The sequence below is a fragment of the Chamaesiphon polymorphus CCALA 037 genome (genome assembly GCF_003003845.1).
Classification (GTDB): domain Bacteria; phylum Cyanobacteriota; class Cyanobacteriia; order Cyanobacteriales; family Chamaesiphonaceae; genus Chamaesiphon; species Chamaesiphon polymorphus.
Map to the genome: position 1 here is coordinate 13,645 of NZ_PVWO01000012.1, position 20,768 is coordinate 34,412.

Consider the following 20,768-nt stretch of genomic DNA (forward strand, 5'->3'; position numbering starts at 1 on the left):
TCGATCTGTGCGATCGATCTCCAAGATTGGTTAGATTCGGGGTTACAAACTAGCGATCTTTGTATCGATCGTAGTTATAGGTAGTTATTAATTTTTACTAATATTCGATCGTGAAAAACTTTATTCGCTTGGCAACGATCGCGACGACATTTATAGCTCTACTGACACCACAAGCAAGCAGAGCACAAAGCGCGTTCGGAAAGCCTTTTCCTTCGAGTGGTTATTCATCAGCTACGATCTACGTACCATCGATACCTCAAACCGGAGGCTATCTCAGAGATCGAAACATGATGAGATCCGATCCGTTCTCACCGAATGTCTATCCCAATCGCAATTCTTTTCCTGGTTTGCCAGGTACGCCGTATTATGGTAGCAGTTATCCAAATATGCGATTCGTACCATCGCCACCACCAAAAGTTGTGTTGCCAGAGCAAACTTTTTACGGTGGTAAGTTTTACAATAATTGCACTACTAGAATAATTGGTAGTTCGATTCCGCGTTCGATCCCGGTCGATCGCTATACGGGTAAGTCATGCTTTTAAACTAGAGATGAGAGATTCTAGCCATTGATTTTAGAAGTTGCAATTCTGGATCTCAAAGCTGGTGTAGCTGAAGAATTTGAAGCTGCTTTTCTAGTGGCTTCAAATATTATTACAACCATGCCGGGATATATTTCGCACGAACTTCAACGCTGTCTGGAAAACCGCGATCGCTACATTCTGCTCGTGCGTTGGCAAAAGTTAGAAGACCATACAGTTGGATTTAGGCAATCGCCAGAATATCAACAATGGCGTGCTTTATTGCATCATTTTTACGATCCATTTCCAACGGTAGAGCATTATGAAATAGTTTAGGTTGGATTAAGCGATCGAATTTTGGGCGTTGCTGAATGCAAGTATGATAAGCGATCTGTTCGATGGCTGAAAACATAGGTAGGGGCAATTCATGAATTGCCCCTACCTATGTTTTCATGCCTTAATTCAGCAACGCCAAATTTTGGATGCTAATAGAATTGCTCCACGCCTAGTCTTCCCGTGGATTAGCAAGATCGGCACACGATCGATTGTGGATATCGCTCTGCGCGATCGCGATTGTCACCGCGCCAGATTTAGGATCGAGACGAAATTTTTGCTTGGGTACTAATAAAATATCTGTCTGTGCGGCACATAGAGCCGCTGCTTCCGCCACACTAGCAGTCTCGACGAGTGCCGATACCAATTGAGATGGGCGAGCCACCGCGACGGAATTTAGCCGTTCTGGGCGATAACTTTTTAAAAACCAGCCCGACTCGCGACAATATTCGACTAATCCTGGTTCATTTGCTTTACGATCGAGCGTTGCCAGTCCCGCAATTGTGGCAAGATCGAGATTGTACTCGGAGCATACTGACTCGATCGCGTGGTGGATGACTAGTTTAGAAACACCTCGCTGACAACCTATTCCCACCCACAGCAATTTGGGCGCAATATTAGCAACTAACATGTCAAACGAAGTCACTGGTAAAACTCTATATCTAGTCGGTACGCCGATCGGTAATTTGGGTGATATGACAATGCGGGGAATCCAAGTATTGCGGGATGTCGATACGATCGCGGCTGAAGATACCCGCCATACGGGGAAACTCCTCCATCATTTTGAGATTAAGACGCCGCAAATTAGCTATCACCAGCATAACGAACAACAACGCATTCCCGAACTAATCGCCCAATTGCAAGCCGGAAAATCGATCGCGTTAGTTACCGATGCGGGGATGCCCGGAATTTCCGATCCGGGTTATCTCATTGTCGCCGCTTGTGTGGCGGCGGGGATTCGGGTGATTCCAATTCCGGGGGTAACTGCTGTAATTACGGCTGTCAGTGCGTCGGGATTGCCGAGCGATCGATTTGTATTTGAAGGCTTTTTACCAGCCAAAGGAGAGGAACGTAGGGTGCGATTAGAATCAGTTGCGGGCGATGCTCGGACGCTGGTATTTTACGAATCTCCCCATCGGTTGCGTCAGACATTGGCAGATTTTGGGACGACATTTGGTACCGAGCGACAGATTGCCATCGGGAGAGAATTAACCAAATTACATGAAGATTTTTGGCGGGGAGAAATTGGTACGGCGATCGAGCATTATACCCAAACCGAACCGCAAGGGGAATACGCGATCGTGGTTGCAGGTGCGCCAGTCAGTCATCCAACGCTCTCCGATGAAGCGATCGATCGTGCTTTGATCGAGCTAATGCTGAATGGGACATCGCGTTCTCAAGCTAGCCGCATTGTCGCCGAGCAAATCTCGCAATCGCGGCGATATGTTTATCAATTGGCACTCGCGATCGATCTCGATGCCGCTCGCAGTCAGTCGGTAAGCGGTTCGGAGCCACAGTCGATCTCAGGTAGGGACTAATCGCTCGCCCATGCTAGTGCATCTTTAAAAGTAAATCCCGACATCTCATCGACAATCCCGACTTCCAGCACGGCTTGAAATACCAGCGAGCATTGAAGATTGGTAATAGTTTCGCGATCGAGTCCCCAATCTTGAAAGAAGATTGAGAGTATTTTAGTCTTATTTTCTCCAGATCGATCGCCACCAATGATTAAACAGTGGGCTTCGTTGGCTACAACTGGATACTCAACTAAGGTAAATACATTACTGATTTGTTTTTCCCAAACAGGTTGGTAAGACATAGAGCCAGATGAATATTTCAAACGAACGGGTCGATTTTATATAATTGGGTGAGTTGTAATTGAGATTTAGGATGGAAACACAAGATACTTGGCTAGACTGGATGTTTGTTGGTGGCTATCTCTCAATACTGGCTTTTGTGATGTGGGGCGTACTCATCCGCAAGTAAAACGTAGAGTGGGCAAAGATCGCAGCCCATGTACAGCCGAAGCAATCAGAACTTAAACTGTTTGGTTCGATCGATCTGTTCGACAATCGATCGAGCTAAATTCTACCTCTGACAACCATCTTCACTGCTAATAGTAACTTGTAATTTAGCGATCGAATACATTTAAATTCGATCGACTATATATTGGCATATAGTAACCAGCCGACAAGATTAAAATATTGAAATTTACTATAAGCTAGGGTATCGTCGCTACCTGGATCGATCGCATTAGCGGTAAACGATACCGATTCGCCTTCTTTAATTGTCGCAGGTTTATCGATACTGACGATCGTGGGTGCGATGTTATCGACCGTGACATCGACAGTGCGGGTGGTAATTGCACCGTCGGTGTCGATGACATCTAGTTTAACTGGGTAGATGCCGTTGTCAGGGAAGGTATAGTCGATGGTTTGGCCGACGACTGGGGTGGTGGCTCCGTTGATGTACCAATTGTAGATGAGGGTGTCGTTACCTGGGTCGGTGGCGGTGGCGGTGAGTTGGATGGGTTGTCCTTCGTTAATGTTGGTGGGGAGATTGAGGTTGGTAATGGTGGGGGCGATGTTGGTGACGGCGATTTGAATCGTTGTGGTGGTGCTGGCTCCGTCGTTGTCGGTAATGGTGACGGTGACGTTACGATTGCCAGCTTTGGTGAAGGTGTGGGGTTGGAGGTTGGGATCTGCTCCGACACTCGATGGTGTTAATGTGATGGGGGCAGTGCCATCGTCGAAGTTCCAGGTAATGGTGTGGGTGTCGTTGATGCCGGGGTCGCTATAATTTACGCCGAGGTTGAGGGTTTCTCCTTGGTTGATGGTGGTAGTGGGGGTGGTAATGGTAGCGGTGGGGGCGACGTTATCGACTGTGACGTTGGTGGTTTGACTGGTGCTACCGCCGTCAATATCGGTGACGGTGAGGGTGAGGTTGTAGTTACCGTTGTCGGTGTAAGTGTGGGTGATGTTGCGTCCGACGATGGGGGTGGTGCCGTCGCCGAGGTTCCAGATGTAGGTGAGATTGTTGCTGCTGCCGCCGTCTGTGGCGACGGCAGATAGTTGGATGGTTTGTCCTTCGGTGATGGTGGTGGGGATGGTTACGGTTTGGATGGTGGGTGGGAGGTTGTTGATGGTGATGTTGACGGTGGCGAGGTTAGAAATTTGGCCGTCGCTGCCGAAACCGATGTATTTGAAGCTGTCGGTGCCGACGTAGGTGGAAACGGGTTGGTAGGTGAATTTACCGTCGGGGGTTTGGGTTAATGTGCCGTGGATGGGTTGGTTGATGATTTGGATCTGGGTGACGTTGGTGTCGTTGGTTGTTAGTTGGGTGGGATCTAGGGTGAGGGGGGTGTTTTGGGTGGTGGTAAGGGTATCGTTGTTGGTGACGGGGATGGGTTGGGTGTCGGTAAAGAGTTTTACGTCGTCGATGGTGATGGTGCTGGTTCTTGCGCCGAAGCCTATTAGGTTGAAGTAGAGGGTGGCTTGTGTTGCTGGGGTGACTTGGGTGAGATCGATGGTGACGATGCTACTGTTGTTACCTAGAGCGGTGATGGTGACTTTATCGCTCTTATGAATGGTGCCGTTGGCTTGGATGTTGAGGAGGGAGTCGGTGTGGTTTAGACCGATAGATGTTCCGGCGAGGGGGTTGAATGTGTTGGTGTCTATTAGGGCTACTTCAAAGGCATCGTTGGCGGATTTGGTGGTGTCTCCGGTAACGAGGTGATTGTCAATGATTGTGAATTGGAGGGTTTTGGCTCCGGTGGGGATGATGAAGGCTTGGGTGAGTTCGGAGAGTTTTTGGGACTGTTCGGTTAATGTGGCGGTGCCGTTGATGATGTTGGTTGCGCCGAGGGTGTTCCAGTCTGCGGTGGTGGCGAAGTCGCCGTTGTTGATGCCGATGAGGGCACCTGCGGTGAGGTTGGCTGAGTTAAGCGTATCTACACCCGACACCCAACCCCCGACACCCGCATTAACCGTGTCAATCATTGCTAAGTTCAACGCCGATGGGAGTTTACGAACGCCAGGTTTGAGGCTAGTGTTCATCAGATCGTAGGGGTGGAAGGTGGTGTCGAGGTGGGAGCCGTCGGGGGTAAGGGTGGCGGTTAGTCCACCATTGATGAAGGTGGGTACGCCGTTGATGTTTTGAATGTAGGCATCGAAGGCACTATTGCCGCGAATGATGCCGTTGAGGTGTCCGAGTTCGTGGAGAATGGTGGTGAGGAGGTCGTATTTACCATAGGCGGCACTGTCCGCAGTTGCTTTGTAGGCAGTGTCTGCTAGTTGGGTGGTGAATTCGCTGTTGTCGTCTGGGGTGGTGTCGATGAACCAGCCGAGGTTGTTGCCGTTGATGTCTAGGGTGAGGGTGCCGGAGTTGGGACGACCGAGGGTGTCGTATCCGGTGATGGTGGCTTCGGCTAGTTGTCCGGTGGGGAGATCTGTGACCTCGATTTTGAGGTTAAATGGTGTTGGGGACTGGAGGAATTCTGTCCAAGTGGGTACTGTTGTATTTTGGAGGTTGGGGTTATGACTGCTGAGGAGTTGTTGGAGCGTTATGCTGCTGGTGAGAGACTTTTCATTGAAATTGACTTGAGCGGAATTGATTTGAGTGGAGCTAGTTTGCAACAAATTGACCTGTGCAGATGCAATCTCCGAAATACCAATTTTTCCAGAGCTAATTTGTTGGAAGGAAGCCTGATGGGATGCGATCTCACTGGAGCTAACCTCAGTGATGCCAATCTTGAAAGAGTTGCTATGCAAGGAACCAACCTGGAAAATGCTACCTTGTTGGGAGCTGAAACTGTCGAGGCTGAGTTTGCTGGGGCTTTCTTTCACAACACTATTGCCGAGGAAGGGCATATTATTGAAGGACCTGAGTACTTCGATTGATGTTTGTTGCGATTGGATTGAAGACGATTCAGCTAGCAAGTTTGCTGTTGGATCGGAAACATCGTCATCACTAACACTATCTGGTAAATCAATAATGTCTATAGGCAAAGTAAGCCTGATTTGATTCTCGATCGCATTTTGTGATGCCTCTGAAAGATTAGATGAAAAGTTTAATTCAGTTAGTTCTTCTAATTGGCGAATTGGAATTGCCCATTTTGTCCAATCTTTCCACTCATCAATTGTATTGATTGTAACCGTTCTTGCTGCAAAGTGAGCTGTCCCAGGAATCGTTGCTGAAAAAGGTACAAAGAGAATCCTTTTACCTGCTGGATCTGTGGGATCTTTTAACCATTTACCTGGATTATTTGGATCTGGCAATCTGGGTCGCTGAATATTTGGAATTAGAACAGCTACAGCATCAGTTAATATATTGGGATTACTTTCAATATCCCCTAAATTGTGCCCTGGTTGAGCGAGTCCAACAATTACTTTCCAAACAAATTCTGGGACATTTATATTATTAGTTTGTAATGGATTAGTTGTAGTTCCATTTTGTGGCGGCTTTATAAATGGAACTTCGTAAGGGGTTGTAGAGCCATAACCTCCAGCATAAATATATAGGTCTTTATTTTGATCTCCTACCAAAGTAGCAGTACTATAATTTTCAAGCTGCTGCCAAGGAGAGCGAAAAGCGTCAGTATTATTATCAGGAGTTTGAGGCAAAATATTTGACATGAAATAAGTTGCCAACTGATCTTTAGCAGTTCTATTTCTATCGGAGCTTCGAGCCATATGTCCCCGATGATAATAGCTTGATTGACCATTCAATCTATAAGATGTTGCATCTAGCCGATTAAACGAACTAGGTAAGGCTTGATCTAGTTGGAATGGAAAATCCGTTTTTGGCTGCCCTGAGTAACTTGAGTAATTATCAGGTACTGGAATGCCACCGCTAGTCGCGGGACGATTGAGGTTACCTCTCCAAGATTGATTTAACTTCCATGCAACCCAATTGGGTCCTTTATTATCATTATTGTAAGAAAGGGAGTATTGTGGTCTTTCGAGCAGATAATTATTCGAGTACGCCGCTAGATTATCTGATGGATTTCTTGCTTCAGAAGGATTACCTAAAAGTAAGTGTTCACTCTTGAAGAAAACATTATCAAGATAAGCAGTCCCACCATTCATCGTGAACTTGAGCGTAGCTGCCTTCCCCCGTAAGCTTTGATCTACATTAATATGGAAAGTTTCAAACCCAGTTCGGGCATAACCTAATCTGTAAGTATCTGCATCGTTATAGCCCAGATCGTAAGGACCGATAGCATCTTGTAACGTAATTGTCTGAGTCGTTCTATTACTAGAATTACCCACTTCCTCAAGTGATACTTCAATAGTTCCACCAGTATTAGGCGCATACAGATCGAATCTCAACACACCCCAATCAGGAACGGTGAAACGATTGTGAGTAACACTCTGTAAACTGCCAAAACCGCCACCCAACTTCAGCGCAAAACTCTGATTTCCGCCTTCTCCATAAACTAAGTTACTCTGAGTCGGCGTATCGAAAGAAGTTGTATTAGAAGCACTACCATTATAAGTAGACCAACCAGGAATCCACTGGCTGTCAAACTTATTCGTAATTGCATCAAAATTACCATTAAACACAGTAGAAACAGCATAATCACCTCGTCGCAATAACCCGCTCATTTGGACATTGGTATTATCGAAAGAAACATCAGTGCGTCGTAATTTTAAATAGCTATTAAAAGACGCACCAATTTGTGCTCGACTCACCTTATTGCCGATTATTTTATAAGGACGAGTACTATAACCTCCACCCAATACCGAGTGGAACCAACCAGTACCAATTCCTTCCCACACAGCATTACTATCTCCACGAGCTACATTAGAAAGAGTATTGTCAGGAGTGTACCAAGTCTGAGCATTACTATATTGCTGTGCCCCATTACTATATAAGTCGCCCAAACGACGATAGATCTTATCAGTATCCAAACCAGTAGGTGAAAATAAAGATTCACGCGCTACCTCTCCCTTATTAACATCAGCAGTACCGAGATACCAGGCAAGAGTCTTGAGATGTGGATTCCAACTACTATTCCCAGGGGTTTCAAACCCAGCCAAACCATTTAGATTGACTTGCCAATCGGCACCAGTCACAGCTTTAGTAGAAACTTGACTACCGGAAACAGTATTATCGAAATAATAATTATCGGCATAGGTAACATTATTCCAAACCGTATAAGTTGGATCGAGAATGTTGCTAGTATTACCAGGTAGATCGATACTCGTCATTTGTAAATCGCGATTATCTACAGTCGTACCCCCAGCCAAAGGATAATCGGTACCGAGCCGTTGGACAACTTCAGAATTGACAATATTACTCCGACCAAATCCGATAAAATGTAAAGTCAAACCAAAAGACGTAGGGTGGGCAGTGCCCACAGCACATATAGAGCCGTAGCCAAAAGAACTTAAACTATTTTATCGATCGCAATCGTTTCACTAATCGATCGATATTAAACACCCGAATATTTATATTGTTAAATTGAAAATAGTATTGGTGGGCAGTGCCCACAGCACATGTAGAGCCGTAGCCAAAAGAATTTAAACTGATTCTATCGAACAATCTTTTCACCAATCGATCGATATTCAGTGTCCAAATATTTATATTTTTAAATTGAGAATGGTGTTGGTGGGCAGTGCCCACCCTACGTAATTTGTATCTGCTTTTTACTTACACGATATCAATCGTTATTATTAATTTACAAATATTTATTGCTATTCTCCTATTTCTAAATTCATTAAGCTCGTTACTACTGGGGTGAAACTATTACCCCTACACTGACAACCCCAATTGCGATCGTATTCACCCCGCCTTACCCCGCGATGAAAACTCGAATATGGCCAATCATGAACGCATTGTACTAACCCATGCTTGACTGGGTTGAAATGTAAATAATTTAAATGCTTGCGAAGATCGAACTCATCGCGGATCGTATGCTCGTAAAATCTTCTTTGCCAGACATTACTTTCTCGATGCTTTTTACGTGATTCACACACATCATCAGGTAAATTATTTGCGCCGCGTAACGCACGAGTAAATAACACCTTCATCCGTCCGACACGATAAGAATAATCGGGATCGTCAGGTGGTAAAGTCCACAAAAAATGAATATGTTCGGGGAGAATGACGGCAGCATCGATATTAAATGGCTTTTCTGCCATCATTACCGTACAAGCTTGTCGCAACATCTCAATATTTTCTGGTACTAAAAATAACTTATGCCGCTGATAAGTGATGAGAGTTAGAAAAACACTACTTCCAGGAATATGAGCGCGGCGGTATTCTGGCACAGCTACAATTGAAAATAACTAACTATAATTACTAAATAAAAATGTATAAATGTAGGGTGGGCAATGCCCACAACACACGTTGAGAAGCAGCAAAAAGAATTTAAACTGTTTAATTCAATTATCTATGGTACGCTATGCGATCTATCTGTTCAATATTTGAGTGGTATTAAATACAATGAATATTTAGCTTGTTCGATCGAGAATGGTGTTGGTGGGCAGTGCCCACCCTACGCGATCTATTAATTATCATAACGAATACCAGCATCGGCGAGGCGTTGAATTGCTTCGCCCAACCTGTCGAGATCGGCAATTAAACTAATTCTGACATATCCTTCGCCGCCAATACCAAAGGCATTTCCTGGCGTGAAAACGACGCCTGTTTTTTGCATTACCATCAGCGCAAAGTCGGTCGAATTCCAACCCACCGCACAGGGAATCCACAGATACATCGTGGCTTTAGTGGGTTTAATTTTCCAACCTAATTTGGCTAAACCTTGAATTACAAAGTCGCGCCGTTCGCGATAGCGATTTTGAACTTCGGTGACGTATTCGTCGGGCAATTCAAGGGCGGTTTGGGCGGCTGTTTGGAGGGCGGCAAAAATGCCGTAGTCGAGATTGGTTTTGAGGGTGCGGAGTCCTTGAATGATTTGGCTGTTGCCGACGACAAAACCGACGCGCCAGCCTGCCATATTATAGGTTTTGGAGAGGGTATGGAACTCGACGCCGATTTCCTTAGCACCGGGGATTTCTAACAGGCTGGTGGGCTTGTAGCCGTCAAAGGCGAGTTCGGCGTAGCAGAGATCGTGAACTAACAGAATTTTGTACTCGCGGGCAAAGGCGACGACATCTTCAAAGAAGGTGCGCGAGGCGGTGGCTCCCGTGGGATTGCTGGGATAGTTGAAGAAGAGAATTTTGGCTTGGCGGGCAACATCTTCGGGAATATCGTTGAGATCGATTTCCCAGTCATTTTCGGCTTTGAGGATGATGTTATGAATCTTAGCACCCGCGATCGCTGGCCCCCGAAAGTGGACGGGATAGGCGGGACTGGGTACCAATACGGTGTCGCCAGGATTGATATAGGCGAGGGCGAGATGTCCTAAGCCTTCTTTAGAGCCGAGTAAGGGCAGAGCTTCGCTATTAGGATCGAGGGTGACGCCATAGCGGCGATAGTACCATTTGGAGATCGCGCTCCGAAAATTGGCGGTACCTTCAAATGGTGGGTAGCCGTGATTGGTGGCTTCATCGAGGGCGTCTTTAGCCGCAGCAATTACGGGTGCGGGTGCGGCACCGTCTGGATTGCCCATGCCCAAGTCAATTAAATCGACACCCTGAGCGCGGGCGTTGGCTTTGAGTTCGTCCAACCGAGCAAATACGTATTGGGGCAAGGATTGGAGGCGTTCGGCAGGGCTAATCCAGTCTAGGGTCATTGTCTATACTTTAGCGGCAGGTCTCGATGGGCAGCACGAATGGCAAAACAGAATCGTAGCGAAGTGCGTTTATCTAGAATATCAGGTTAGATGCTATTCCTGTGATTGGATTCTCTGGGCGAAATCCCATGCGATCGAGCACAAAACTTACCATAACCGATTCTAAGCTTGCTAAGATCGCATCTGGTATGAGTTAAGGCTGCAACTTTATGGCCATTGGCTCGTCCTGCATCTATATATTCTACTAACCGCTCGATCGAACATTACTATGTCCAAGTTATCGACCTTTACTCTCAGTATCGTAGGTACGCTCGCAATTACGTTTTTGACCGCACAATTACCTTTGCAGGCTAGATCGCGAACTCCGAAAGCTTGTGTCGATCGACAACCGATAACTAAGCGGGTATCTCTAACTCTGACAGCAGATAAAGAAGTAATTACAGACAATATTATCACTTATCAACCAATTGAGGGTAAAGCATCTGTTAAACCTGGAGATATTATTAGATACACGGTAGTTGCCAAAAATAACAGTCATTGTCCGCTTAGAAATCTGATCTTAAAACAACCGATTCCTAGGGGAACTAACTATCTTAAAAATTCAGCTACTGCGACCAAAGGTGCTCAATTATTATTTAGCATCGATGGTGGCAAAACATTTGTTGCCGAACCAAAAATTGACGGTCAAATAGCACCTGCAACTGCCTATAACTATCTACGCTGGAAGTTTAGGCGACCCGTACCGACTAACGCACAAGTCAAAACTAGCTATAAGCTGCAAGTAAAATAGACAGTTATTTATATGTAATAATTACCTGTATGGCTCGATCGCTCGAATTTCAATCTATAAGTTATGGCAGAATTAATCGAATTTGAAACAGAGCGACTCCGGTTGCGCCAATGGATCGAATCAGATCGAGAGCCGTTTGCTCGACTCTGTGCCGATCCGCAAGTGATGGAATTTTTTCCTAATATACTCGATCGAGCCGCTAGCGATGCAATGGTCGATCGACTTCAGGCATTAATAAGCGATCGCGGCTGGGGCTTTTGGGCGGTAGAATTAAAGGCAGATAATAACTTCATCGGCTTCGTCGGTTTGCACGTTCCCACGGCCAATTTACCCTGCTCTCCGTGTGTAGAAATTGGGTGGAGATTGGCATCGCCATATTGGGGCAAAGGCTACGCATCAGAGGCGGCTAGCGAGGTACTTAAAGTAGGATTCGATCGAATCAATTTACCAGAAATCGTTTCTTTTACTGCTACTCTCAATCGTCGATCTTATACTTTAATGGAACGGCTGGGAATGACTCGTGAGGCTGAAACATTCGAGCATCCTCTCGTTCCCGAAGGACATCGACTTCGAGAACATTACCTTTATCGATTATCGCGGGACAAATGGCAATCCGATCGATAAAACAACACATGAATGTGTTGCAGGATTGAGATATTATTTCAGGTAGGGGCAATTCATGAATTGCCCCTACCTGAAATAATATCAATTTTGCTACCTATTCAGAGTAGATGCCCAAAACATAAAGCCACCTGAAATTAGCATTCCAGCAGTAATAAAAAATCGATGCTTGCCGAAGGGAGTTGTATCGTGAATTATCAGGATTAGACTAATTGCCAGGGGCACGATCGCACCTAACTCGATCGCCAGATTTCGATAGAATAGGTAATTAGTAAGTTGAATCTTACCAGCACTCGGCAATAGTCCAAACGGGAGCTTAAAAACTTCCAGGTTGGGATAAAGTAATGGTAATGGTAAAACGCCAGTAAGCAGATCTAATAATAGATGAGAGAAACCAGCTAGTATTGATTGCCAACTCCGTAGCTTAAGAGTTTTGCCGCGATTGCCTAACAGCCACAATCCTAAAATAGTGCAAGCGGGGACGATTAATACCCCGAGAAATGAATGAGTAGTCCTGATGCGATAGTTATTATTTTGTAAAATTAGTGAAGGGACGAGGTAGTCGATATCCGGTATAGATGCGATCGTAATTAGCCACACTAGCCACGGTAAATTATGTCGAATCGATCGATCTTGACGAATCGATCGTAACTCCATCGTTGTCAGATATACCGTCAAACCTGCCAAACCATGACCGACAAATGATGACATAATAATCTCTAACCGAAACTATCGACTGTGTAAAAATTAAAATTATCTACTACCACCATTCCATCACCTTCAATTACGGCTAACTCGCGACTTTCACTAATCGCACGTTGTAAAATCCGAATTAGCTTTTGTGGGGAGAAGAATTCTAATTCTAGATAGCAGCCAGCATCTAGCCATGCTAATTCATTGGGATTTAAACTATTGCGGACATCGGGAGGTAATTGTTGCGCTAATTCGGCTGATGCGGTAGATTGCAACGTTAAGATATCGAGATTGTCGATAATCTGACGCGGGAGAATACCAACATCGATAATCGGAATGGTAAGATTGGGAAACCAATTTTCGTCTTGACGCAGGCGAGAGGCGAGTTGAACACCTTTGGGAGAGCAATTGTGGAGCGCATAGACTTTTAAGTCGAGATTGCGGCGCAGCATCTCCATGGTGGTGGTAAAAATATGCTGCGGATAACCATCGATCGTCAGGATAGCGCAGTTGTTTTCAAAGTGGAAGTTATTACTAATTAATAGTTGTGCAATTTCTGGAGTATCGCATATAACTACGCGATCGAAACTATATGCCGTAACTTCTACATTCGGTGCGGCTGGTAAATTGTTAGTTTCTGGAATAGGTAAAAGCTTTTCTGGTGGGTTATTGATACTATTCCAGCGAGCTAACCAGCGATCGAATTGCGCTCGATCTATTCCAAGTGGATCGGAAACCTTTCGTTTTTTTCGAGGCTTGCCTACAAAATAAAAAATACCGCCAACTCCTATAAGTGCAATAATAATAGTCCCTATAATTCTTGCTTTATCTATATTGGCTATTAAACTAACTATGATGAACAACGCAAAAAGAAAAACTGTAGCTAAGTCATTTTTATTGACATAAGCTTGCAGTCGCATATTTAGTAAATAATAAAGCTGGCTAGATGTAAAGAACAATGTCTCATTAGCAGATACTTTAGTAATTAATCTTGCGAAAAATACATCTGTTACTGTGACCTTGGACAACATCATTTTCGGCTCAAAGACAAAATAATGTCCGCATTTCTTACACCTGCCGAGATTATCGGTTCGATCTTGAAGCGTATTGTCTGTGCTGCAATTAATACATCTCATAATCCTTACTTTCCTAAACCCTAACCAAAACTTTCGACAGTATAAAAACCAGGGCTACTATCGATAATTACCATATCGCCACCTTCAACTACTGCTAATTCCCGACTTTCATTTATCGCGCGTTGTAAAATCTGGATGAGCTTTTGAGGTGAGAAAGATTCTAATTCTAGATAGCAACCAGCATCGAGCCATGCTAATTCATCAGGGTTGAGACTGGCGCGGATCTCTGGCTCTAGTTGTTGAGATGTTCGAGCGGATGCTTCAGACTGAGGCGTCATCACGTCGGTATTATCCATAATTTGGCGGGGGAGAATACCGACATCGATAATGGGAATCTCTGGATTGGGAAACCAAGTTTCTTCGCGCAGGCGACGAATTAATCTGACGCCGTTAGGCGAACAATTATGCAAAGCATAAACTTTGAGATCGGGATTGCGGCGGAGCATTTCCATCGTGGTAGTAAAAATACTCTGAGGATAACCATCGATCGTCAGAATCGCACAGTTATTTTCAAAGTGGAAGTTGTTACTAATTAATAATTGCGCGATTTCTGGAGTATCGCAGATAACTACGCGATCGAAACTATAGGCAGTAACTTCAGGATTTGATGCAGCGGGTAAACTAGCATTCTGCGGTGGAGGTAATATTTTAGCAGGTGCATTATTAATACTATTCCAGCGATCGAGCCATTCTTCAAATTGAGTCTGCTCGACTAAAAAAGCATCAAAAATTTGACTCTGTTGGCGTTTGCAATCCCAGCTCAACCACGCCGCAGCAACACCCAATCCGATCGAGAAAATAATCCCGATTGGTGTTTTGGCAACAATACTGACAGGTAACCCCACTAAGAGAAGTACCCCAGATAGAATTTTGAGAGTTTTAATACTATTCAGACGAGTGCGCCGATTGAGGTAGTTAGAGAGCGCGCTTTGAGATACCGCTAACACGATCCAAGTCGCATATAAACTGATGACAATCGGAGCGACTAGACTATGCGACAATCGAAAGAAGCCACTCACCCAAACGATCGCAAATACAATAAAGAATAAACCGCACCCTAAATAAGCAGCCGGATTAGTCGCGATATTAACCTTACTAAACCGCGATCGCAGTCGTTTGTCTAATAAATAATAAAGTTGTCTGGGTGTGAAGAATAAGGTGTTATTAGCTGATGTGTCGGCGATTAACTTGGCAAAAAATGGATCGGTTAATCTCGTCTGGGTTGGCATTGCTGTCGGCTCGAAGGCAAAGGGATGATTGCAACTCTTACACCAACCCAGATTTGCGGTACGATCTTTGAGATTATTGTCAGTATCGCAGTTAATACATTTCACGATCGATCCTCCTCAAAGATTTGATTGGTTAATAAAACACGATAATCTTCTCGCTGTCTGATAAGTCGATGAAAATCGCCATCTAATAATACTTCTGCTGGGCGCGGACGATGGAGAAAGTGAGAAGACATGGCATAACCATATGCGCCGACATCTCGAATGGCAATAATATCGCCGATCTTTAGTCGCGGTAGCTGGCAATTGCGCCCTAAATAATCGCGAGAATAGGTGGTGTTTCCACAAACATCGGTGGTAAATAATCGATCGCTATTTTGCCAGCTAACAATCTCTCGATAGCCACCATGTACCGATGGTACCGAGAGATTTGCAACAGTGGTATCGACACCGACGATCTGTTTTTCTCCCTGCCATTTTGTCGAAACTACCCGCGCTAATAGTACCGCACAACCCGCGATCGCCGCGCGTCCGGGTTCGATCGTCAGTTGAATCTGTTTATCTAACTTGGCTAGTTTTTCAGTTAATATGCACCCAAATTCCAGCCAATCAAAAGCCGCTTTGTCATGACGATAGGGATAGCCAAATCCACCGCCGAAATCTAAATAAGCTAGATCTGGTAACTGGATCGCGATCGATAATATCGTCTCAATGGCATCTACAAACGCTTGTGTCGCATTCGTCCCCGTACCCCGATAGAAATGTAATCCAGCAATCGTTAAACCTGCCTGACGGGCGATCTCATTGGCGCGATCGAATTCATCGGGATGTACGCCGATCCGACTTTCTCCAGTTAAAGCAGGGAAGTTCAAGCGCAATCCCAGTCGAGGCTGTGGGTAGATAGCAGTATGAGGATTTACAAAAGTTTCCCGCACGGCTACTAAAGTCTCAAGTTGGCTCAGGCTATCCAAATTAAGTGAGTGAATCTCCCATTCCAAAACATCCCGCAGCTCCTGACGATCGAGATTGCTACCGCTATAGACGATGCGATCGGGTGCAAAACCCGCAGTCAGAGCCAGATGGATATCTCCTGGGGTATTGGCATGAATTCCCCAACCTTTGTTTTTAAAAACCTGAAGGAGAGCGACATTCCCATTAGTGACGCTGGCAAACTGAAACTGGGTATCGGGATAGGGAATAGAATTGGTAATGCGATCGATCGTGTCACAGAGTCGATCGAGTTGGTAGACATACAACGGCGAACCATAGACAGAGACTAGCTCTTGCGCTGTAGATAGCGAGAAGGGGAGGGAATCGTGATGGGGATATTGGTGTCGCTCCATATCGATCTGCTTGGAGTATCGATCGCAGCATAGCATTAACTTTCTGTTTTGCTGGAGCGGGTGTCTCTTCAATACGCCTAAATCGGGCGATGAATTACCTACAAAAATCGGGATAAGCTATCAGGCATTTAGATCGCATGTTAGATTTCTTGAAAGCGGGGAGCGATTTGCGCACGCCTTTGTTTCCCGACGGGTTAGCAAATCAGCGACGTGCGTTCTGGAGGTTTCCTCCAGGTCGAGCACGTCAAGACAAGACAGCGGGGAGCGGGGAAGAGGTAAGTAAATTAAATGACTAACAGCTTAGGGGCAATGTCTGAGCAATGTTAGGCTGAGATTATCGGTACCAAATACATTTTTAAAATTCAGGAGCGAGCGATCGTGGTAGGAGCCAATCCTCAAGATAAGCATCCCATGAAGGGATTTCCTCAAGTCTGCTTCATTAAAAATACCGTATTGAATCCCAATATTATCATTGGCGATTACACATATTATGACGATCTAGAAGATTCCGAAAATTTCGAGCGGAACGTTCTTTATCATTTCCCATTTATTGGCGATCGTCTAATCATCGGCAAATTTTGTGCTCTAGCAACAGGCGTCAAGTTCATTATGAATGGGGCGAGTCACAAAATGGCTGGGTTTTCGACTTATCCGTTTCAAATCTTCGGTAATGGTTGGGAAAAAGTCATGCCGCGATCGGAAGAACTACCGTACAAAGGCGATACGATCGTCGGTAATGATGTGTGGATTGGCTATGAAGCGACGATAATGCCAGGAGTCCAAATCGGCGACGGAGCGATTGTTGCTGCTAAATCGGTTGTCGTGGGTAATGTTGCGCCCTATACGATCGTCGGTGGCAATCCGGCTAAATGTATTCGCCAACGCTTTGATGATGAGACGATCGCGGCCTTAATTGAAATCGCTTGGTGGAATTGGGAAATCGAGAAAATTACTCGCAATCTAGAGCAGATTGTCGCGGCAGATCTGGAAGCTTTAATAAATTGTGATTAGGGAAAATAAAAGTTGTGATACTCACATCTTGCATCAAAACATAGTTACTAGTGTTTTAGTGAATAGTGGATAGTTTTAGTACTTAGGAGTAACTTTCGATGCTATTTTTATCAGTTTTTATGTACTGGCGCAAGACATGAGAATATCGCTCTCGATTTTTTGTCTGGGATAATTTTTAAGAGTAGCAACTCAGTCAATTTTATTTGCGATCGAGGGAAAATATCGCGCTCACAATTTCCTCAAAATTGAAAGATAAACTCTAATTAGTTAAAATTAAAATGAGGCGATCGCCGATAATTATGAATGGTCTGGCTCTCGATCGAAACGTACTCCAGCTTAATACATTGGTCGCAAACACATTTAACAAAAACAGGGGGTTAAATCTCCAACTTTTTAGGTGGATTGTTGTTAAGTCGGGGTTGAGACTCTCATCTTAACAACCCCATTATCAATTATCAATTATCAATTATCAATTATCAATTAATATCAACCCGTTCTAGTAGTCGATTTCAACATAAATATGGCTAATATCGATTCTGTGCCGCAGACCATGTGGCATCAGTTGCCAGTATCGAAAATTTTCGAGCGACTAGCTAGCAATCCCGATCGGGGATTAGCTGTCGATGAGATTGCGAAGCGGCAACGCGAATTTGGTCTGAATGAATTAATCGCTAAAAAAGGTAAACCGGGATGGCTGAAGTTTATCTTGCAGTTCAATCAGCCATTATTGATTATCCTCGTTTGTGCTGGAGCCATTAAAGCCCTCTTGGGTGAATGGGTAAATGCGGCGGTGATTTGGGGCGTGACGACCACTAATGCGATCGTCAGTTATTTTCAAGAAGCCCAAGCTGAAGATGCAATTTCGGCTCTGGCTACTAGTATTGTCACCGAAGCAACTGTAATTCGCGATGGCAGCAAAACCAAGGTGCAGTCTACTCAACTGGTGCCGGGAGATATCGTGTTACTCGCTTCTGGCGATAAAGTCCCGGCAGATTTGCGCTTATTTAAAACTCGCGATCTCCAGATCGACGAATCAGCTCTGACTGGCGAATCAGTAGCGGTTGAGAAAAATATTGACAGCGAACTCGAACCAGAAGCACCGCTAGCCGAACGAACGAATATGGCTTATGCAGGCGGTTTCGTGACCTTCGGGCAAGGGATTGGGATTGCGATCGCCACAGGCAATCACACCGAAACAGGCAAAATTTCTAGCCTAATCGAACAACGGACAGATCTGACAACGCCATTGACTCGTAAATTCAACCAATTTAGCCAAAATTGGCTATTTTTTGTGTTGGGGATGGCCACGCTGACTTTTGCAGTGGGCTTGGGGCAACGCAGTTTTAAGGATGCCGTGGAAGCATCGATCGCACTGATTGTTGGGGCGATTCCCGAGGGTTTACCTGCGGTGATTACGGTGACGCTCGCGATCGGGGTCAGGCGGATGGCGCGCAATCATGCCATCATTCGGAAATTACCAGCAGTGGAAACTTTGGGTAGTGCGACGGTCATCTGTTCTGATAAAACGGGCACCTTGACCGAAAATCAGATGACCGTGCAAGTAATAGATGCTGGCGGCTTGACTTATACGGTGACGGGGCAAGGCTACGAGCCAGAGGGCCAGATCTCCTTGGAAGGCACTGAAGATCCTACCGATCGCCTCGTCCCAAATACGGCATTGTCAGAGTGTCTACTGACTGGGCTATTGTGTAATGATTCGCAATTGCAACGAGCGGCGGATAAGTGGGAAATAGTCGGCGATCCGACTGAGGGCGCGCTAATTGTATCGGCTCTGAAAGCTGGTTTCGATCCAGCCGAAACAACCAGTGAGTATCCTCGGCTCGATAGCATTCCCTTTGAATCGCAGTTTCAGTACATGGCGACCCTGCACGCCAGTCGAGAGCGGGGGCAAAAAACTATTTATATCAAAGGTGCGGCTGAGGCGTTGTTACCTCGCTGTGTCGCCCGTTTAAATCCCGCAGGTAATTTAGATCCACTCGATCGAGAGTCGATCGAGGCGCGGATCGATGCGATCGCCCAACAGGGCTTACGAGTCTTGACCTTCGCTAAAAAGAGCGTATCTGCGTCGATCCAGTCGATCGACCATGCCGATCTCGAAGCCGATCTGGTGTTCTTGGGGCTTCAGGGATCGATCGATCCGCCCCGACCTGCCGCGATCGCCGCCGTCCGTGCCTGTCAAGCTGCCGGAATTCAGGTGAAGATGATTACAGGCGACCATCTCAAAACAGCCAGCGCGATCGCCCGCAGAATGGGCATTCGGAACCAAGTCAAGCAATCGATCGCCTATAGCGGTGCGGACTTGTCACGGATGAACCCATCCGATCTAGCGAATGCCGTTACTCAAGGGGTCGTCTTTGCCAGAGTCGCACCAGAACAAAAGCTGCGCTTGGTCGAAGCATTGCAATCTAGAGGCGAAATTGTCGCCATGACTGGCGATGGGGTCAACGATGCCCCCGCCCTCAAACAGGCCGATATTGGGATTGCGATGGGCAGCGGGACGGAAGTATCGAAAGCCGCTGCCGATATGATTTTGACGGATGACAATTTTGCCTCGATCGGCTCGGCGGTCGAAGAGGGGCGCGCAGTTTACCAGAACTTAATTAAGGCAATTTGCTTTATTTTGCCCGTTAATGGTGGGGAATCGATGACGATTTTGATTAGCACCTTGCTAGGTCGCGAATTGCCAATTTTATCACTACAAATTCTCTGGCTGAACATGCTCAATTCGATCGCGATGACAGTACCGCTCGCCTTTGAGCCAAAATCTACGGGCGTGATGAAACACCCACCCCGTCCCGCCACCGAACAATTCCTCACTGCCAATCGGATTAAGCGGATCTTAGCGGTTTCGCTCTATAACTGGACGCTGATTTTTGGGATGTTTGAATGGGTGCAGCAAACTCCTTGGGGTACTCTACCACTGGCGCGCACGATGGCAATTCAGGCATTGGTGATGGGGCGAATGATTTATTTACTCAGTATCAGTCAGCTTTTACCTGCGACGATTGCCAAGTTGAGAGGCTCGACCGATCGAGTGCAGGGTGCGCCAGCGTTAGCGATCGGATTAGTCGGGGCGATCGTCTTGCAAATTGTTTTTAGCAATGCTCCGATTATTAATAATGTGTTTGAAACCGCACCGATGTCGCTAGAATTATGGGCGATCTGTATCGGTGCGAGTTTACCGACGATCGCGATCGCCGCTATTGCCAATCGATTCGATCCGCCTAAATAACTCAAGTTGCTACTTATACCATTTCTCTAAATTACTGCTACAGATCTTTACCCCTCCCAACCTCCCCTTATGAAAGGGGTGTATACACAAGTTCACTAGACTTCGTTTAAGGTTGGTTTACCCCCCAACCCCCCCTTATAA

Annotated in this window: 19 protein-coding genes and 1 pseudogene; 10 read left to right on the top strand and 10 right to left on the bottom strand. The window is 45.6% G+C overall.

Features of this window, described 5'->3' with window-relative positions; translation table 11 throughout:
* Positions 1–110 precede the first annotated feature (110 nt).
* Positions 111–542 carry a hypothetical protein gene (locus C7B77_RS01915; protein ID WP_146138145.1) on the top strand — a complete coding sequence of 144 codons (432 nt, stop codon included), beginning with the start codon at positions 111–113 and terminating at the stop codon, positions 540–542.
* A gap of 24 nt (positions 543–566) precedes the next feature.
* Positions 567–854: an antibiotic biosynthesis monooxygenase family protein gene (locus C7B77_RS01920; RefSeq protein ID WP_106299782.1), complete on the top strand. Its 288-nt coding sequence runs from the start codon at positions 567–569 to the stop codon at positions 852–854.
* 169 nt (positions 855–1,023) lie between these two features.
* Here the strand turns inward: C7B77_RS01920 and C7B77_RS01925 are convergent, their stop codons facing one another.
* A complete protein-coding gene (locus C7B77_RS01925; RefSeq protein ID WP_106299784.1) occupies positions 1,024–1,482 on the bottom strand; it encodes a cobalamin biosynthesis protein in 459 nt (152 codons plus the stop codon).
* Here C7B77_RS01925 and rsmI point away from each other — a divergent pair.
* Positions 1,481–2,389 carry a 16S rRNA (cytidine(1402)-2'-O)-methyltransferase gene (rsmI, locus tag C7B77_RS01930; protein WP_106299786.1) on the top strand — a complete coding sequence of 303 codons (909 nt, stop codon included), beginning with the start codon at positions 1,481–1,483 and terminating at the stop codon, positions 2,387–2,389. The genes C7B77_RS01925 and rsmI overlap by 2 nt on opposite strands.
* Here the strand turns inward: rsmI and C7B77_RS01935 are convergent.
* On the bottom strand, positions 2,386–2,670 hold the full coding sequence (locus tag C7B77_RS01935; RefSeq protein WP_106299788.1) for a hypothetical protein: 285 nt from the start codon (positions 2,668–2,670) through the stop codon (positions 2,386–2,388). The genes rsmI and C7B77_RS01935 overlap by 4 nt on opposite strands.
* A 343-nt stretch (positions 2,671–3,013) precedes the next feature.
* Entirely contained in the window at positions 3,014–4,906 is a 1,893-nt protein-coding gene (locus tag C7B77_RS31800) for a PKD domain-containing protein (RefSeq protein WP_425430809.1), read from the bottom strand.
* A 480-nt stretch (positions 4,907–5,386) separates the two neighbouring features.
* On the opposite strand from C7B77_RS31800, the gene C7B77_RS31805 reads away from it, so the two are divergent.
* Complete coding sequence (locus C7B77_RS31805) at positions 5,387–5,749, top strand: pentapeptide repeat-containing protein (RefSeq protein ID WP_425430810.1); 363 nt, start codon at positions 5,387–5,389, stop codon at positions 5,747–5,749.
* 477 nt (positions 5,750–6,226) lie between these two features.
* On the opposite strand, the pseudogene C7B77_RS31810 reads toward C7B77_RS31805, so the two are convergent.
* Together C7B77_RS31810 and C7B77_RS01950 are read right to left on the bottom strand one after the other, a co-directional pair.
* Positions 6,227–8,062: pseudogene (locus C7B77_RS31810) on the bottom strand (DNA/RNA non-specific endonuclease); the annotation flags it as partial.
* A 486-nt stretch (positions 8,063–8,548) separates the two neighbouring features.
* Positions 8,549–9,124 (bottom strand): REP-associated tyrosine transposase, encoded by a 576-nt coding sequence (locus tag C7B77_RS01950; protein WP_106299794.1) that lies wholly within the window; start codon positions 9,122–9,124, stop codon positions 8,549–8,551.
* A gap of 63 nt (positions 9,125–9,187) precedes the next feature.
* Here C7B77_RS01950 and C7B77_RS01955 point away from each other — a divergent pair, with 63 nt between their 5' ends.
* A complete protein-coding gene (locus tag C7B77_RS01955; protein ID WP_106299796.1) occupies positions 9,188–9,367 on the top strand; it encodes a hypothetical protein in 180 nt (59 codons plus the stop codon).
* On the opposite strand, the gene C7B77_RS01960 is transcribed toward C7B77_RS01955, so the two are convergent.
* Positions 9,364–10,551 (bottom strand): aspartate aminotransferase, encoded by a 1,188-nt coding sequence (locus C7B77_RS01960; protein ID WP_106299798.1) that lies wholly within the window; start codon positions 10,549–10,551, stop codon positions 9,364–9,366. The genes C7B77_RS01955 and C7B77_RS01960 overlap by 4 nt on opposite strands.
* A gap of 268 nt (positions 10,552–10,819) precedes the next feature.
* Between C7B77_RS01960 and C7B77_RS01965 the strand changes: the two genes are divergently transcribed.
* Together C7B77_RS01965 and C7B77_RS01970 are read left to right on the top strand one after the other, a co-directional pair.
* Positions 10,820–11,341, top strand: coding sequence for a DUF11 domain-containing protein (locus tag C7B77_RS01965; protein WP_106299800.1), 522 nt, complete (start codon positions 10,820–10,822; stop codon positions 11,339–11,341).
* Positions 11,342–11,404: 63 nt separating this feature from the next.
* Positions 11,405–11,965 (top strand): GNAT family N-acetyltransferase, encoded by a 561-nt coding sequence (locus tag C7B77_RS01970; RefSeq protein WP_106299802.1) that lies wholly within the window; start codon positions 11,405–11,407, stop codon positions 11,963–11,965.
* Between the two features lie 90 nt (positions 11,966–12,055).
* On the opposite strand, the gene C7B77_RS01975 is transcribed toward C7B77_RS01970, so the two are convergent.
* The 4 genes from C7B77_RS01975 to C7B77_RS01990 are packed head-to-tail and all read right to left on the bottom strand — an operon-like array spanning position 12,056 to position 16,363.
* A complete protein-coding gene (locus C7B77_RS01975; protein ID WP_106299804.1) occupies positions 12,056–12,673 on the bottom strand; it encodes a metal-dependent hydrolase in 618 nt (205 codons plus the stop codon).
* A gap of 8 nt (positions 12,674–12,681) precedes the next feature.
* A complete protein-coding gene (locus C7B77_RS01980; RefSeq protein WP_106299806.1) occupies positions 12,682–13,791 on the bottom strand; it encodes a toprim domain-containing protein in 1,110 nt (369 codons plus the stop codon).
* Positions 13,792–13,811: 20 nt separating this feature from the next.
* The gene (locus C7B77_RS01985; protein WP_106299808.1) at positions 13,812–15,125 is read right to left on the bottom strand and encodes a toprim domain-containing protein; all 1,314 of its coding nucleotides are present in this window, start codon (positions 15,123–15,125) and stop codon (positions 13,812–13,814) included.
* A complete protein-coding gene (locus C7B77_RS01990) occupies positions 15,122–16,363 on the bottom strand; it encodes a diaminopimelate decarboxylase family protein (protein WP_106299810.1) in 1,242 nt (413 codons plus the stop codon). Before C7B77_RS01990 ends, C7B77_RS01985 begins: the two co-directional genes overlap by 4 nt.
* A gap of 137 nt (positions 16,364–16,500) precedes the next feature.
* Between C7B77_RS01990 and C7B77_RS29535 the strand changes: the two genes are divergently transcribed.
* The 3 genes from C7B77_RS29535 to C7B77_RS02000 all read left to right on the top strand — a co-directional run bounded on the left by C7B77_RS29535 (position 16,501) and on the right by C7B77_RS02000 (position 20,627).
* On the top strand, positions 16,501–16,659 hold the full coding sequence (locus tag C7B77_RS29535; RefSeq protein WP_181243672.1) for a hypothetical protein: 159 nt from the start codon (positions 16,501–16,503) through the stop codon (positions 16,657–16,659).
* 79 nt (positions 16,660–16,738) lie between these two features.
* A complete protein-coding gene (locus tag C7B77_RS01995) occupies positions 16,739–17,374 on the top strand; it encodes a Vat family streptogramin A O-acetyltransferase (RefSeq protein WP_425430811.1) in 636 nt (211 codons plus the stop codon).
* 520 nt (positions 17,375–17,894) lie between these two features.
* Positions 17,895–20,627, top strand: coding sequence for an HAD-IC family P-type ATPase (locus tag C7B77_RS02000; protein WP_106299814.1), 2,733 nt, complete (start codon positions 17,895–17,897; stop codon positions 20,625–20,627).
* Positions 20,628–20,768: the final 141 nt, after the last annotated feature.

What these genes read in the sequence shown, in the direction of transcription:
- rsmI (WP_106299786.1), top strand. Translation starts at nt 1,481, where the DNA reads ATGTCAAACGAAGTCACTGGTAAAACTCTATATCTAGTCGGTACGCCG.
- C7B77_RS01925 (WP_106299784.1), bottom strand. Translation starts at nt 1,482, where the DNA reads ATGTTAGTTGCTAATATTGCGCCCAAATTGCTGTGGGTGGGAATAGGT.
- C7B77_RS01935 (WP_106299788.1), bottom strand. Translation starts at nt 2,670, where the DNA reads ATGTCTTACCAACCTGTTTGGGAAAAACAAATCAGTAATGTATTTACC.
- C7B77_RS31800 (WP_425430809.1), bottom strand. Translation starts at nt 4,906, where the DNA reads ATGAACACTAGCCTCAAACCTGGCGTTCGTAAACTCCCATCGGCGTTG.
- C7B77_RS31805 (WP_425430810.1), top strand. Translation starts at nt 5,387, where the DNA reads ATGACTGCTGAGGAGTTGTTGGAGCGTTATGCTGCTGGTGAGAGACTT.
- C7B77_RS01955 (WP_106299796.1), top strand. Translation starts at nt 9,188, where the DNA reads ATGCCCACAACACACGTTGAGAAGCAGCAAAAAGAATTTAAACTGTTT.
- C7B77_RS01960 (WP_106299798.1), bottom strand. Translation starts at nt 10,551, where the DNA reads ATGACCCTAGACTGGATTAGCCCTGCCGAACGCCTCCAATCCTTGCCC.
- C7B77_RS01965 (WP_106299800.1), top strand. Translation starts at nt 10,820, where the DNA reads ATGTCCAAGTTATCGACCTTTACTCTCAGTATCGTAGGTACGCTCGCA.
- C7B77_RS01970 (WP_106299802.1), top strand. Translation starts at nt 11,405, where the DNA reads ATGGCAGAATTAATCGAATTTGAAACAGAGCGACTCCGGTTGCGCCAA.
- C7B77_RS01975 (WP_106299804.1), bottom strand. Translation starts at nt 12,673, where the DNA reads ATGTCATCATTTGTCGGTCATGGTTTGGCAGGTTTGACGGTATATCTG.
- C7B77_RS01980 (WP_106299806.1), bottom strand. Translation starts at nt 13,791, where the DNA reads ATGAGATGTATTAATTGCAGCACAGACAATACGCTTCAAGATCGAACC.
- C7B77_RS01990 (WP_106299810.1), bottom strand. Translation starts at nt 16,363, where the DNA reads ATGGAGCGACACCAATATCCCCATCACGATTCCCTCCCCTTCTCGCTA.
- C7B77_RS29535 (WP_181243672.1), top strand. Translation starts at nt 16,501, where the DNA reads ATGTTAGATTTCTTGAAAGCGGGGAGCGATTTGCGCACGCCTTTGTTT.
- C7B77_RS02000 (WP_106299814.1), top strand. Translation starts at nt 17,895, where the DNA reads ATGGCTAATATCGATTCTGTGCCGCAGACCATGTGGCATCAGTTGCCA.